A 14,162-nucleotide genomic window follows, 5' to 3' on the forward strand; every position below is an offset into this window, starting at 1 on the left:
TTTAAAATTTTCTATCTGGATGAAATGGATGAAGGTCTAATATAGGTTTTTTATTGGAAATAACTTCTGAAACCAGCTTTCCTGTTGCTGGTCCCATACTCCAACCCATCATAGCATGTCCTGTGGCAATGGTAAGGTTTTTACATTTTGAGGACTTTCCAATATATGGCAAACCATCGGGAGACACTGGACGTAAACCAGACGCTACATCGTTTTTTTCTTCTTGAGTTAATATCACTTCTGGATAATAGCTTGTTGTGGCTTTCGAGATGGCTTCTACTCGAATCTTATTAACTTTATCGTTTATTCCTGCAATTTCCATAGTTCCTGCAAAACGTGTAAATCCGTGCATGGGAGTTACAGCCACTTTGGCTTCGGCAAGAATGGAAGGAATGGTAATTCCAGTATCTTGAGTGGTATTAATACGGTAGCCCTTTCCTGCTTGAAGCAATAGTTTCAAGCCTAATTTTTTACTTAATAAGGAACTCCAGGAACCAGCCGACAAAACAAATTCGTCTGCTTTCAAGGTTTGGTTTTTGGTCTTAATAGCTACAATTATGTCCTTATCCTGCACTAAGTCTTCAACTCTTTCATTTAAAAAAAACTGAATACCTACAGCTTTTAAATGAGCTTTCATATCTTCCATAAATTCTTGAGGTGTGGTATGAGAATCGCATTTATAATAGGTGGCACCTTTGATATTAAAAGTAGCATTTGGTTCTAACAGTTTTAAGTCCTCTTTACTTATTTCATGAACATCCAAACCTTCACGTTTTGCTAAATGAGCTGTTTCAAGCTCTTCTTCTAGCGTCTTATCTGTCTGACATAACATGAGCAAACCTTTCTTTTCGTACTGAAAATTAAAATCTTCATCTCGCTTTATATCGTCATATAAGGTCTGGCTTAAGAGGCTGATATTCTTTATTACTGGAATAGATTTCTTAACATGATTGGCATTACAGGATTTATTAAAAGCCAACGTCCATTTTATAAAATCGGCATCCAAACGGGGTTTTATATATAAAGGACTTGCAGGGTTTAACATCCATTTTAAGCCTTTTTTCATAACTCCAGGAGCCGATAATGGCACTAAATGACTAGGCGACAAATAGCCAGCGTTGACATAAGAAGCGCCTGAATCCATATTGGATTGATCTATAATGCTTACTTGGTGACCTTCCTTCTGAAGATAATAAGCAGAGCATAAACCAATGATGCCTCCTCCGATGATGATAACTTTTTTCATTGAGTTAATGAGATAATGAATTAATTATTGGGATATATGTTTTTTCTAGCTTTTGATACAATCTTAACAATCTCTAATGATTCATCCATAAATGGTTTCAAAGTTTCTTCAGAAGCTAATTTTGTATCTCTTAAAATTTCTAACTATAATAAGGTTTCATCTGCTTCCTCACAACTATTGAAATTTTGGCAAAAAACTCTTTTTGTGACCGAGAAATACAAGCTGATCGATAATTTGTGGCCGTCGATGTTACCGAACGAATTAATTGCCTTCCAATAACTCTTGTAGAATCAGTTTTAGGAAGTTCTTCATAGAATAGAATAATATCGACGGCTAATTTTCTTGTTCTATCCTTTAAATGCTCAATAAAGTCCGATTTATTCATAATTTAATCTTTATTAGTTCATTAAATCATTAATTCATTATATCACTGTTTAAATTACTTGAAAACCTAAAGCATAAGGATCGTCTTCAGTATCTATAGTAATGCTATTATGTCCATAAATTTTCGCCCAACCTTGGATGCTTGGAATTATGGCTAATTTTCCATCTAAGATAGTTTCTTTTTCTACTCGTCCAACAAACTTGCTTCCAATAAAACTCTCGTGAATAAAATGGTCGCCTACTTTTAATTTTCCTTTGGCAAATAATTGTGCTAATCTGGCTGAAGTTCCCGTGCCACACGGACTTCTATCGATGGCTTTATCTCCATAAAAAACAGCATTTCTACCAGATGATGTTGGGTCTATTGGTGTTCCTGTCCATAGCAAATGCGTGACATCCTTGATGGTTTCATTTTCTGGATGAACAAATAAGTTCGGATATTTTTCGTTAATACGCTGTCTAATTACCTGAGAATATTGAATAAGCTTAGATGCCGAAAAATCTTGAACACCAGAGAAATTTTGTTGTGGATCTATAATAGCATAATAATTTCCTCCATAAGCCACATCGAAGGTAATATCTCCTAGTTCTGGGCAATCTATGCTTAAATCTTCAGCAGCTAAAAAACTCTTAACGTTTTTTAACCTTACCCATTCTACTTTTGTTCCGGTTTGTTGATATTCAATTTCTACTAATCCTGCAGGTGCTTCCATTCTTATCTTTCCAGGAACTTTTGGAATAATTAAACCTTCTTCAATAGCAATGGTAATTGTGCCAATGGTTCCATGTCCACACATTGGCAAACAGCCAGAGGTTTCTATAAAAAGAATAGCAAAATCGTTTTCAGGATTGTGTGGTGGATATAAAATACTTCCACTCATCATGTCGTGACCACGAGGTTCAAACATAAGACCTTTTCGAATCCAGTCGAATTCTTTTAAAAAATGTTGTCGTTTTTCACTCATGGTGCTCCCAACTAGGTTTGGACCACCTTGTTTAACAACCCTTACAGGATTTCCACAAGTATGAGCATCGATACAAAAGAAAGTGCTTTTACTCATTTTTTACTCTCTGAATATAATTATTTACACGTGTTTCCATTATGGCTAAGGTTACAGTCCCTTGTCCTAAAATTACTTCATGAAACTCTCTGATATCGAACTTCTCTTTTAATTCGATTTCAGCTTTTTTTCGTAATTCTCTAATTTTTATTTCTCCTATTTTATATGAAATGGCTTGTCCTGGCCAGGAAATATATCTATCGGTTTCTGTAGTTACTTCATGCATAGACAATGCTGTGTTTGCAGCCATATAATCAATTACTTGCTGGCGAGTCCAACCTTTTGCATGAACTCCTGGATCTACAACCAATCTACAAGCTCGCCACATTTCATAAGTTAATTGTCCAAACTTTTCGTAAGGCGTAGTATAAATCCCCATTTCATTTGCTAAATATTCAGAGTATAAGCCCCAACCTTCGCCATAAGCAGACAAATATAAATCTCTTCTAAATTTTGGAATAGAATCACCCAACTCATTGTTTAAAGATATCTGTAAATGATGTCCCGGAACAGCCTCATGAGCCGTTAAAGCTGGAATGGTATATAAAGTTCTACTAGGCAAATTATAGGTGTTTACCCAGTAAAACCCAGCTGTCTTATCATTATGAGACCCAGAATATCTGCCACTTGTATACTTTGGTGCAATAGCGGCAGGAACGGGAACTACTCCATAAGGCTTTCTTGGTAAAGTTTTAAAGTATTTTGGTAACTCGCCATCTATTCTTTTTGAAATATCCCGAGCAAACATCATTAACTCTTTGGGTGTTTTTGCATAAAACTGAGAATCGGTTCTAAGAAATTTTAAAAAGTCTTCAAAGCTTCCTTTAAAACCTAAATCTTCAATAATAACTTGCATTTCAGCTTTAATTCTAGCCACCTCCTTTAGCCCTATTTGATGAATATCTTCAGCTGTATATTGAGTACTTGTGGTAAAGAAATTAATTCTATTTTGGTAAAACGCTTCCCCATTTGGAATAGAAATAATTCCCAAATCTTTTCTTGAATTTGAAAAATACTCAGTTTCAAAGAAATCCTTAATTTTTTGATATGGAGCTATTACATCCGTTTCTATACTTGTTTTTGCAGCCAGTAAAACACTGTCTTTTTGATGACTCGTTAAGCTTTCTGGCAACTTTTTAAAAGGTTGGTAAAATTCACTTTCTGTATAATCGCTAACTAAATGTTTGCTATAAGAAAAACTATAATCACCAAAAACAGCTGCTGGTTGAGACATCCCCTCTTTGACACTTTCTCTTAAAATGTCCAAATTATAATCTACCTTTTTAGGCAATTCGTGCAACTGATTTAAATAGGCTTTAACCTGCTTATAATCTGCAAAAGTGATGTTTGCCATCTGACTTAAATTCAAATGAAAAGCGGATTCTGAAGTAATGGTATTCAGGTAGGTTTTATAGATATTTGAATCGATTTTATCCTGCAATACAAAATTCAATAATTCAAGAGAAATTTTTTCAGATTCTGTTAATCCTTCTTTATTAACTTTTAAAAGCTCCTGTTGAAGTTCTTTAGAAAAATTTGCTTCATTCTGATAGAATTTAGCTGTATTATCAACCGATTCATAAGGTTCAAAATCGTATGTTCTTTCAGTTTCGTACCGTTTAATAACATCTTCTAATAAAACTTCTGAAAAGTCATTTACATAAATTTCCTTTTTACAAGCCATAAGACTTATAAAGAAAAAGAATATTAAAAGCTTTAAAACTTTCATTGAATTAGATGGTATCTGTTGATGGCTTATTATTGAGTAAGCGTGAAATTTTTAATGGATTTTCGTTTTTCAGTTCGTCTGGCAACAAATTATTTGGCCAATCTTGATAACTAAATGGTCTTACCCAACGTTTTATGGAATGGATTCCTACGGCTGTGAATCGGCTATCCGTCGAAGCAGGATAAGGCCCACCATGAACCATGGACGGACAAACCTCAACGCCTGTTGGCACCCCATTATAAATAAGTCGCCCTACGCGATTTTGAAGCGCTTCTATAACTTGTACATATTGTGTTGCTTCATCATCTTCTGCAATTAAAGTCCCTGTTAACTGACCTTCAAGACTAGAGATAATCTGCTCTAATTGCTCTTTGTTTTCACATTGAACAACCATAGAATAGGGTCCAAAAACTTCTTGATGTAATGTAGTGTTCTTTAAAAAACTACGTCCTTCAACTGTGGTTACTGTTTGTCTGGCATAATTAGTTTTCACATCCGTATCAAAATCGGCCACAACAGTCAATTCAGGTTGAGACAGCGCTTTTTGCTTGTTAGTTTCATAAGCACCAATAATGTTTGGGTGCAACATACAGGATGGAGCAATCTTTACGATTTCATCAGATAAATTCTGTATAAAATTCGTTAAAGAATCTCCTTTAATTCCTAATAACAATCCAGGATTGGTACAAAACTGTCCAGTTCCTAAAGTAATAGATCCTGCATAGGTTTTTGCTAAGGCTTCACCTCTATTTTTTAAAGCATGAGGTAAAATAACTACGGGATTAATACTTCCCATTTCGGCAAAAACAGGAATAGGTTCTTCGCGTTTTGCTGCTAAATCGTATAAAGCGCGTCCTGCACGAATACTTCCTGTAAAACCAACAGCTTTAACTCCTGGATGTGACACTAGTTGCGTGCCTACTTCAATACCACTACTGTTTAAATTAGAGAATACACCATTTGGCATGCCTGTTTTTTCAGCTGCTTTAACAATTGCTGAACTTACCAATTCTCCTGTTCCGGCATGCATGGGATGAGATTTAACAAGTACCGGACATCCAGCTGCCAAAGCTGCTGCCGTATCTCCTCCTGCTGTAGAATATGCTAATGGAAAATTACTCGCACCAAAAACAACTATTGGCCCTAGAGGCACTAACATTTTTCTAATATCCGATTTGGGCATAGGTTGTCTATCCGGCTGAGCTGTATCAATACTTGCTTCTACCCAAGAACCTTCGTTTAGTAAGTCTGCAAAAGCACGTAATTGTCCAACAGTTCTACCCCTCTCACCCTTAGCTCTACCTTCTGGCAAGCCGGTCTCGGAGCAGTAAGTTTCTATTAATTGAGAGTCTAAAGCTAAAATTTCTTCCGCAATGGCATTTAGAAATTCAGATTTCTTTTTTCCTGAAATATTTCTAAATGTTTTAAACGCTTTAGAAGCTAGACTAACAGCTTCATCGATCTCCTCTTTTGTTGCTTCCGTATAAATTGGAGTATTTTCAATATTGAGCTGTGGATTAAAGGTTTTGTATGTATTGTGTCCTTTTGCTGAAAGTTGCTTCCCAATATAATTTTTTCCTGTTATCATGTTTTAACTTTTCTCTCCCCAAAAGGGATAATTGATTTTTTTTTGATTTTATATAAAACCTCTTTTCGCTCTGTTAAAGATAAAAAATAGCTGTTATTTCCTAAAAAACTTAAAGATTTTTATAATCTGGAAGTACTGGTCTGTTTTTTAAACTATTTTCTATAACACTTAACACGTATTTACGTTCATCTCCAATGAGAGGTAATCGTGGTGCACGAACATTTTCTGTTCCAATTCCAGTTGCTACTTCAGCTAATTTAATATTTTGAACCAATCTTGGATTGATATCTAATTCTAACAAAGGCATAAACCATCTATAAATCTCTAAAGCCTCTTTAATTCTACCAACTTTTTGAAGCTCGTAAATAGCTACTGTTTCGGCAGGAAAAGCACAAACCAAACCAGCAACCCAACCATCTGCACCTATTAGTAAACTCTCTAGTGCAATGGTATCTACTCCTGTCATAATTTTTAATCTATCTCCAAAATAATTTTTTATACGTGTAATATTGGTGGTATCTCTGGTTGATTCTTTAACCGCTTCTATATTATCACATTTTAACAACTCATCAAACATGTCCATGGTTACCTTAACCTTATAGTCTACCGGATTATTATACACCATAATTGGTAAAGACGTATTATTGGCTACGGCTTTAAAATATTCAACGGTTTCTCTGTCGCTAGAAGTATATCTCATGGGTGGCAACATCATCAAGCCTTGAGCCCCATCTTCTTCAGCTTTATGAGCAGCTTGTATGGCAGCTTTAGTAGTTTGTTCAGCAATGTTTATAAGCACTGGAACTTTATCTTTTACTAATTCTACGGCTGTTCTTGTCAAGCTGCGTTTTTCTTCATCTAACAACGTACTAGCCTCCCCTAAAGTACCTCCAAGTACAATGCCATGAACTCCTGCTTCTACTTGTGCACGAATGTTTACTTCAAACATTTTTAAATCCAGTTCATCTGTATCTGTGAACTTAGTTGTAACTGCTGGCATGATGCCTTTCCATTGAATACCCATATTATAATGTGTTTTATTAAACACAAATTTAATTAAGAATCAAACTAAGTGATAAGCTATTTTTATCCAATTATCATACTATATTATCCAGTTTTAGATAAAAACAAAATATAATGCTTAATTTTGTACTTAATTATAAAATGTAAAAATGAAAGTCCTTCCTTTTAAAATACCAAAACCCGAATTAGCAAATTTGGTTTATCAAGTGGATCTGGAGCCTTATTTTTATGACAAACTGCATCAACATGAAGACATTCAATTAAGTTTAATAATTCAAGGTGAAGGTACACTCATTGCCGGAGATGCCATTAATCATTATAAATCGGGTGATATTATCATTCTTGGAAGTCAACAGCCACATGTTTTTCAAAGTGATAGAGAATTAGCAGATCAATCTCATATGCAATCCTTATTCTTTACGGAAGATAGTTTTGGTACTGAATTTTTTAGATTGGAAGAATTGACCGAAATTCAAGTGTTTTTTAAAAGAGCGCTTCATGGTTTCAAAGCCACATCGCATCAAGAAGACATACGAATGCTTTTTGCTAAAATAGAAAATGCCAGTAAATTGGAGCGTTTAATTATCTTGTTGGAATTGCTAAAACTACTTTCTATATGTGAATATAAAAGCCTTTCATCTTTTATTTATGAAAAAAACTTTTCAGTAACCGAAGGAGAACGCATGAGAGATGTTTTTGATTATACCATGACACATTTTGATAAAGACATTACGCTTGAGTCTGTGGCAAGTGTGGCAAATATGACTAAAAATGCTTTTTGCAAATACTTTAAAAAGTACACGAATAAAACCTATGTTGTTTTTTTAAACGAACTACGAATTGAACATGCTTGTAAACACCTATTAACTAGCCAGGATATAACCATTTCTGATGTGGCTTATAAGGTTGGTTTTAATAACATTTCCAATTTTAACAGACAGTTTAAAAAAGTGAAACATAAAACACCTCTAATATACAAACAAGAAAATTCTAAGTAGAAAGAATGAAATAAAAAAAGGTCTATACAAATTGTATAGACCTTTTTTGTTCTGTGGGCGCGAAGGGATTCGAACCCCTGACCCCCTGGGTGTAAACCAGGTGCTCTGAACCAACTGAGCTACGCGCCCTTTCGTAATTGGACTGCAAATATAAATTAGTTTTCCATATTGCAAAAGCTTTTTGCAAAAAAAATTAAATTATTTCTGCAACTACAAAAGTACTTCCTCCAACATAAATCAAATCTTTGATTGAAGCCTTATTTTTTGCAGCATCTAATGCCTCATTTACACTTATATAGCTTCTACCTTTGATACCTGTATGCAAAAATTCTTGTTGCAAAATATTTGCATCCATTCCTCTTGGAACATCTGGTTTACAAAAATAATAGGTGGCCTTTTTTGGCATAATGCTTAAAATTGAGCTAAGATCCTTATCATTTACAACTCCAAAAACAATATGTAAGCTATTATATACTTCTTCCTCCAACTGTTTAATTACATATTTTAGCCCTTCTTTGTTATGTGCTGTATCACAAATAACTTTAGGATGCTCTTGTAGTATTTGCCATCTTCCTTGTAAACCGGTATTTTTTACTACCTGTAACAACCCTTTTCTAACCTGGTTTTCTGAAATTTTAAAAGAATTTTGCTTTAGAATTTGAAGAGTTTGCAAAACAGTTTTGATATTTTTCTGCTGATAGGTGCCTTTTAAATCGCTTGGATATGTTTGATGTGTTAAAGCATCTGTAAAATAAATATCTGAACCATTTTTTTTAGCAACCTCTTGAAACACCTTGGTTGTTTCTTTTTGAGTTTCACCTATAACTACAGGAACATGTGGTTTTATAATGCCTGCTTTTTCAGTTGCAATAGCTTCTAAGTTGTTTCCTAGAAATTGTATATGATCCAGTCCTATATTTGTAATTACTGAAACTTCAGGAGTAATAATATTTGTAGAGTCTAATCTACCACCCAATCCAACTTCAATAATAGCAATATCTACCTGCTGCTTTGCAAAATAATCGAATGCCATTCCTGAAGTCATTTCAAAAAAGGATAAACTTTCAGATTCTAAAAAAACTTTATTCTGTTTTATAAAATCGATCACAAAAGCTTTACTTACTAAAGTTCCATTAATTTTTATGCGCTCTCTAAAGTCTTTTAAATGCGGGGAAGTAAATAAACCTACTTTATATCCTGCTTCTTGTAATACAGAAGCTAACATATGACTCGTGGAACCTTTTCCGTTAGTTCCGGCCACATGAATAGATTTAAAAGTTTGATGAGGATTATTTAGATATTCAGCTAACAGCAAGGTGTTCTTTAAATCTGCTTTATAAGCCGATTTTCCCTGTCTTTGATACATTGGAAGTCGAGAAAACATCCAATTTACAGTGGCTTGATATGTCATAAATTATTGCCCTAAATTGAAGTTCACTTTAACAAAGCCTACCTGTCTATCTGGCGCTTTATTATCTGCTCGCCATTTATGGGATAAAGCTATTTTTTTTGCAGGCTCTAACAAACAGGCAGCTGTATTTGTTGTTCCTTTAACGCCTGGAATGGCTTCTATAACATCGCCATTTCTATTTACAACAATTTTTACGATTACCATTCCAGCTTCGTTACAATCTTGTTTAAATAATTTTTTGCTAGGTACACCTCGTCCCTTTAGTCCATAACCAACGCCTCCACTTCCAGAACCAGCTTGCCCAAAATAACTGGCAGCGTAAGGATCTCCATCTAGTTGTCCTTTATCTCCTGCTTTATTATCATTTCCTTCTCCCCCAGTTTCTTGACCTTCAGACTTGCTAACACCTCCAATTAAAGCATCTAATTTCTTCTTTTTAGCTTCTTTCTCGGCTTGCTCTTTCGCTATTTTATCAGCTTCAGCCTTAGCTTTCGCATCTGCCTTGGCTTTCGCTTCAGCTTGTGCCTTTGCTTTTGCATCCGCTTCTTTTTTCGCTTTGGCATCAGCATTCTTTTGCTTTTTTATTGCAATAGATTCTTCGTTGTTATCAGTTAAAACATCTTCAGCTTTAGGTTTTGATGCCGTTGCTTCTGCTTGTTTTTGTTCAGGCTGTTTTACAGTTTCTTGAGGCTCTTCTTTTACCTCTTTTGGTTCAGATTTAATAGGCTTAGTAGGTTGAACGTCTCCAGATCCAAAATCTGTAGTTCCAAAATTAACTGCCACACCATATTCTTCTGGAGGATCCATATATTTCGTACCTACTACAAACAATAACAAGATAATCAGCACTGCAATAAGCGCTGTAATTTTTGCTGAATTACGTTCGTGTATGGTTTCGAAATATTTCATGAATACTAATTAGGTTTTACTGCCAGAATAACCTTAAACTTATTTCTGTTGGCAATATCCATGACTTTTACAACGTGTTCTACAGGTACAGATTTTTCTGCCCTTAAAACCAAGGTTGGTTTTTCATCTGTAGATAAAGCAGCAATAAGTTCTGATTCTAACATGCTTTCTCCAACCCGTTTTTGATCTATATAATATGTCAAATCCTTTTTAATACTTACGGCAACCGATTTCTTGTTTTCGGTTTTTCCACTAGCAGTAGGCAAAAGTATATCTATTGCATTTGTAGTTACTAGTGTAGAAGCCAGCATAAAAAAGATAAGTAACAAAAAGACAATATCTGTCATGGACGACATATTGAATTCAGGTGTTACTTTATTTCTTCCTCTTAAATTCATTAAATTGGCTCGTTTAAGTGATCTAAAAACTCTAAGGAATTAGCTTCCATTTGATATACAACTTTATCTGTTTTTACTACCAAATGGTTATAGGCAATGTATCCAATAATCCCAACAATTAAACCTGCTACTGTAGTTGTCATGGCTGTATATAGACCATCTGCCAGAAGTTTAATGTCTATCTGACCTCCAGAATTTGCAATTTCGAAAATAGAAAGAATCATTCCAATTACGGTTCCAAGAAACCCAATCATTGGAGCTGCTCCTGAAATTGTTGCCAAAACACTCACATTTTTTTCTAAACTATAAATCTCTAAGCGTCCTGCATTTTCTATAGCTGTATTAATGTCTTCTAAAGGTTTTCCTATTCTTGTAATTCCTTTATTTATTAATCGAGAAACTGGTGAATTCACTTGAGCACATAACATTTGAGCTGAGTCTATTTTTCCATTAGAAACATGATCTTTAATTTGATTCATAAAATTAGCATCTATTTTGGAAGCTGCTTTTATAGCAAACAAACGTTCAAAGTAAATGTAAGTAGCAACAATTAGCAAAACAAACAAGAGGGTAATAATAATCATCCCAGCTGTTCCACCACTCGTTATCAACTCGATAATGGATAAGGTTTTTTCTACAGATTCGCCATCGTTTAACAACTCTGCTCCTTCTTGAGCATCTTGTAAAAATAAATTCATCATATATTCTATTCTATTAGTACGTTAATAACGTTTGATTGTACTTAAAATTATAATTAAAAAATAGTTCTTGTAAACATAAAGGCAATCGCTCCTACTATGAAGCCAAGAAAAGCTAACCAAGCAATTTTTTTAAAGTACCAGAAAAAGTCAATTTTCTCCATTCCCATTGCTACTACTCCAGCTGCAGAACCAATAATCAACATACTTCCACCTGTTCCGGCTGAGTAAGCAATAAAGTGCCACAACTCGTTATCAATAGGTTCAGAGAACATTCCTAAACTAGCTGCTACTAAAGGTACATTGTCTATAACTGCAGAACCTATTCCTAATAGTAAAACAACTAAATCTGAAACTCCTCCATGGTGTAATTCGGTACCGAGCATTGGCATATTGTCTTGTAAACTTGAAGCAAAACCAAATAAAATCCCCAAAGATTCTAAAGCTGCAACTGCCATTAAAATTCCTAAAAAGAAAAGAATACTTGGTAATTCTATTTTTGATAAAGAAGCATGTACTGGACTGTGATGTCCTTGGTGATCTGAATTTTCATCTGTATCAAAAGTTAAAGCAAATTTAGAATTACTATATAATTCAGCAAAAATAGCTACAACTCCTAAAGCTAACATCATTCCTACGTAAGGAGGTAAATGTGTTACTGTTTTAAAAATTGGCACAGAAACGATTCCTCCCAATCCTAAGTACAACATGGTTGCACTAAATTTACTTTTTGGCTTTTCGACAACGTCTTCAGTGTTTTCAATATTTCCTTTAAAAGCTGGTAAAAATGATGCAATAAAAGTAGGCACTAACATACATAATAGCGACGGAACAAAAAGATAAACAAATAAATGACTCGTAGTTACTTTTTTACCAATCCATAACATGGTAGTTGTTACATCTCCAATAGGAGACCATGCCCCACCAGCGTTTGCAGCAATAACAATTAAACCGACATACCAAATACGTATGTTTCTGTCGTAAACTAGTTTTTGAAGGATAGAAATAAGTACAATGGTTGCTGTTAAGTTATCTATAATTGCAGAAAGGAAAAATGCTAAAAAAGCAAAAATCCATAAAATCCGTTTTTTACTTTTAGTTCTTACAAAACTTTTAATGGTTGCAAAACCATCAAAATAATCAATAATTTCCACAATAGTCATGGCTCCTAATAAGAACACTAGAATTTCGGCCGTTTTACCAAGATGATGCAATAGAGTTTCTTCCATTAAATGCATCTTATCTTCATGTGCCAACATCCCAAAATTATCCAATAAGGTGTGTTTAGAAGAATCAAACCACTCTGTAAAACTATCCAAGCCTAATGCTATTAACGCCCAACAAATGGCCATCATCACTAAAGCTGGAATAAGTTTGTCAATTTTAATATTATGTTCTAAAGTAATAGCTAAGTAGCCTATTACAAATACTAATATGATAATTGTTTCCATATAAATGAACTATTAAATAAGTTGGCTTAGTGCAATTTCGAATGCAGTTTCGCTAATATCAGTTTTAGATTTATTTTGATTGTAAACGTTTTGAATGGCTTTACTTATGGTATTAGAGATATCGTTAAAAATAGCTTCGTCTGTCATTTGTACACGCGCTTCCATAAAATAGGCAAATACTCTAGCCATCCCACAATTAGAAATAAAATCTGGAATTAAACTCACGCGTTTATCTGTGTGTTCCATAATAGGTCCAAAAAATATTTCTTTATCTGCAAATGGTACATTGGCGCCACAGGAAATAACTTCCAGTCCGCTTTCTATCATTTGGTCTATTTGATCTTTAGTAATTAATCTGGATGCCGCACACGGTAAAAATATTTCCGTTTGAATACTCCAAATTTTCTCATTTACTTCTTCAAAAGGAATGAGATTATCAGACACTAAGGTGTTTCCAGTTTTTGCTAAAAACAGTTCGGTAATCTCTTCAAAAGTAAATCCGTTTTCATTAATTAGTCCGCCGGAAATATCTAAAATCCCAACAATTTTGGCTCCCATTTGCGATAAATAAAAAGCAGCTGCACCACCTACATTACCGAACCCTTGAACTACAACTTTCTTACCCTTTACTGAACCTCCGTAAATACTATAATATTGTTTAACAGCTTCGGCAACCCCAAAACCGGTAATCATATCGGCAATGGTATATTTCCTTTTAACACTTGGAGAATAATCTGGATTTTCTATAACTTTTATAACCCCTTGTCTTAATTGACCTATTCTGTTAATTTTTCCTGCTTCAGACGCTTTAAAATGTCCATTAAACACACCTTCTTGCGGATGCCAGACCCCTCCTCCTTCTGTCATAGGAATGACTTCGTGAATTTCATCGACATTCATATCGCCTCCTGTGCCATAATAACTTTTTAACAAAGGGGAAACGGCTTTAAACCAACGTTCTAAAACTTCTTTTTTCCTAGGATCTTTAGGGTCGAAATTGATACCAGATTTAGCCCCACCAATAGCTGGACCAGATACAGTAAATTTAACTTCCATGGTTTTTGCTAAAGACAACACTTCGTTCATGTCCAGTCCTTTTCGCATTCTAGTTCCTCCACCTGCAGCACCTCCTCTAAGGGAGTTTATAACAGTCCAACCTTCGGCATCTGTTTCAGGGTCTTTCCAATTAAAAATAATTTCAGGCTCTTTGGCTTCGTACTTTTGAAGTAATTGTTTCATTTGGTAAGATTCATTTTAAAGTCAATT

Annotated in this window: 13 protein-coding genes and 1 tRNA gene; 1 reads left to right on the forward strand and 13 read right to left on the reverse strand. The window is 34.6% G+C overall.

Going from position 1 to position 14,162, the window contains the following annotated elements; translation table 11 throughout:
* Position 1: 1 nt before the first annotated feature.
* The 6 genes from OS191_RS13860 to OS191_RS13885 form a co-directional block, all read right to left on the reverse strand.
* The gene (locus OS191_RS13860; protein ID WP_267156314.1) at positions 2 to 1,246 is read right to left on the reverse strand and encodes an NAD(P)/FAD-dependent oxidoreductase; all 1,245 of its coding nucleotides are present in this window, start codon (positions 1,244 to 1,246) and stop codon (positions 2 to 4) included.
* A gap of 139 nt (positions 1,247 to 1,385) precedes the next feature.
* Positions 1,386 to 1,631 carry a four helix bundle protein gene (locus OS191_RS13865; RefSeq protein ID WP_267156315.1) on the reverse strand — a complete coding sequence of 82 codons (246 nt, stop codon included), beginning with the start codon at positions 1,629 to 1,631 and terminating at the stop codon, positions 1,386 to 1,388.
* Between the two features lie 49 nt (positions 1,632 to 1,680).
* Positions 1,681 to 2,691, reverse strand: coding sequence for a 4-hydroxyproline epimerase (locus OS191_RS13870; RefSeq protein WP_267156316.1), 1,011 nt, complete (start codon positions 2,689 to 2,691; stop codon positions 1,681 to 1,683).
* Positions 2,684 to 4,420, reverse strand: a complete 1,737-nt coding sequence (locus OS191_RS13875; RefSeq protein WP_267156317.1) for a DUF885 domain-containing protein — start codon at positions 4,418 to 4,420, stop codon at positions 2,684 to 2,686. Before OS191_RS13875 ends, OS191_RS13870 begins: the two co-directional genes overlap by 8 nt.
* Before the next feature lie 4 nt (positions 4,421 to 4,424).
* A complete protein-coding gene (locus tag OS191_RS13880; protein ID WP_267156318.1) occupies positions 4,425 to 6,008 on the reverse strand; it encodes an aldehyde dehydrogenase (NADP(+)) in 1,584 nt (527 codons plus the stop codon).
* 109 nt (positions 6,009 to 6,117) lie between these two features.
* Positions 6,118 to 7,032, reverse strand: coding sequence for a dihydrodipicolinate synthase family protein (locus OS191_RS13885; protein WP_267156319.1), 915 nt, complete (start codon positions 7,030 to 7,032; stop codon positions 6,118 to 6,120).
* A gap of 148 nt (positions 7,033 to 7,180) precedes the next feature.
* On the opposite strand from OS191_RS13885, the gene OS191_RS13890 reads away from it, so the two are divergent.
* The gene (locus OS191_RS13890) at positions 7,181 to 8,029 is read left to right on the forward strand and encodes an AraC family transcriptional regulator (RefSeq protein WP_267156320.1); all 849 of its coding nucleotides are present in this window, start codon (positions 7,181 to 7,183) and stop codon (positions 8,027 to 8,029) included.
* Positions 8,030 to 8,083: 54 nt separating this feature from the next.
* On the opposite strand, the gene OS191_RS13895 is transcribed toward OS191_RS13890, so the two are convergent.
* From OS191_RS13895 to OS191_RS13925, 7 genes are all read right to left on the reverse strand, one after another.
* A tRNA-Val gene (locus OS191_RS13895) sits at positions 8,084 to 8,158 on the reverse strand.
* A 64-nt stretch (positions 8,159 to 8,222) separates the two neighbouring features.
* Positions 8,223 to 9,440 carry a bifunctional folylpolyglutamate synthase/dihydrofolate synthase gene (locus tag OS191_RS13900; protein WP_267156321.1) on the reverse strand — a complete coding sequence of 406 codons (1,218 nt, stop codon included), beginning with the start codon at positions 9,438 to 9,440 and terminating at the stop codon, positions 8,223 to 8,225.
* A 3-nt stretch (positions 9,441 to 9,443) separates the two neighbouring features.
* Positions 9,444 to 10,349: an energy transducer TonB gene (locus OS191_RS13905; RefSeq protein WP_267156322.1), complete on the reverse strand. Its 906-nt coding sequence runs from the start codon at positions 10,347 to 10,349 to the stop codon at positions 9,444 to 9,446.
* A 5-nt stretch (positions 10,350 to 10,354) separates the two neighbouring features.
* Positions 10,355 to 10,747, reverse strand: coding sequence for an ExbD/TolR family protein (locus tag OS191_RS13910; RefSeq protein WP_267156323.1), 393 nt, complete (start codon positions 10,745 to 10,747; stop codon positions 10,355 to 10,357).
* A complete protein-coding gene (locus tag OS191_RS13915) occupies positions 10,747 to 11,448 on the reverse strand; it encodes a MotA/TolQ/ExbB proton channel family protein (RefSeq protein WP_267156324.1) in 702 nt (233 codons plus the stop codon). Before OS191_RS13915 ends, OS191_RS13910 begins: the two co-directional genes overlap by 1 nt.
* 53 nt (positions 11,449 to 11,501) lie before the next feature.
* Positions 11,502 to 12,896, reverse strand: coding sequence for a sodium:proton antiporter NhaD (gene nhaD / locus OS191_RS13920; RefSeq protein ID WP_267156325.1), 1,395 nt, complete (start codon positions 12,894 to 12,896; stop codon positions 11,502 to 11,504).
* Positions 12,897 to 12,908: 12 nt separating this feature from the next.
* Positions 12,909 to 14,135, reverse strand: coding sequence for a Glu/Leu/Phe/Val dehydrogenase dimerization domain-containing protein (locus OS191_RS13925; RefSeq protein ID WP_267156326.1), 1,227 nt, complete (start codon positions 14,133 to 14,135; stop codon positions 12,909 to 12,911).
* Positions 14,136 to 14,162: the final 27 nt, after the last annotated feature.

The organism is Xanthomarina sp. F2636L (assembly GCF_026410195.1).
Taxonomy (GTDB): Bacteria; Bacteroidota; Bacteroidia; order Flavobacteriales; family Flavobacteriaceae; genus Xanthomarina.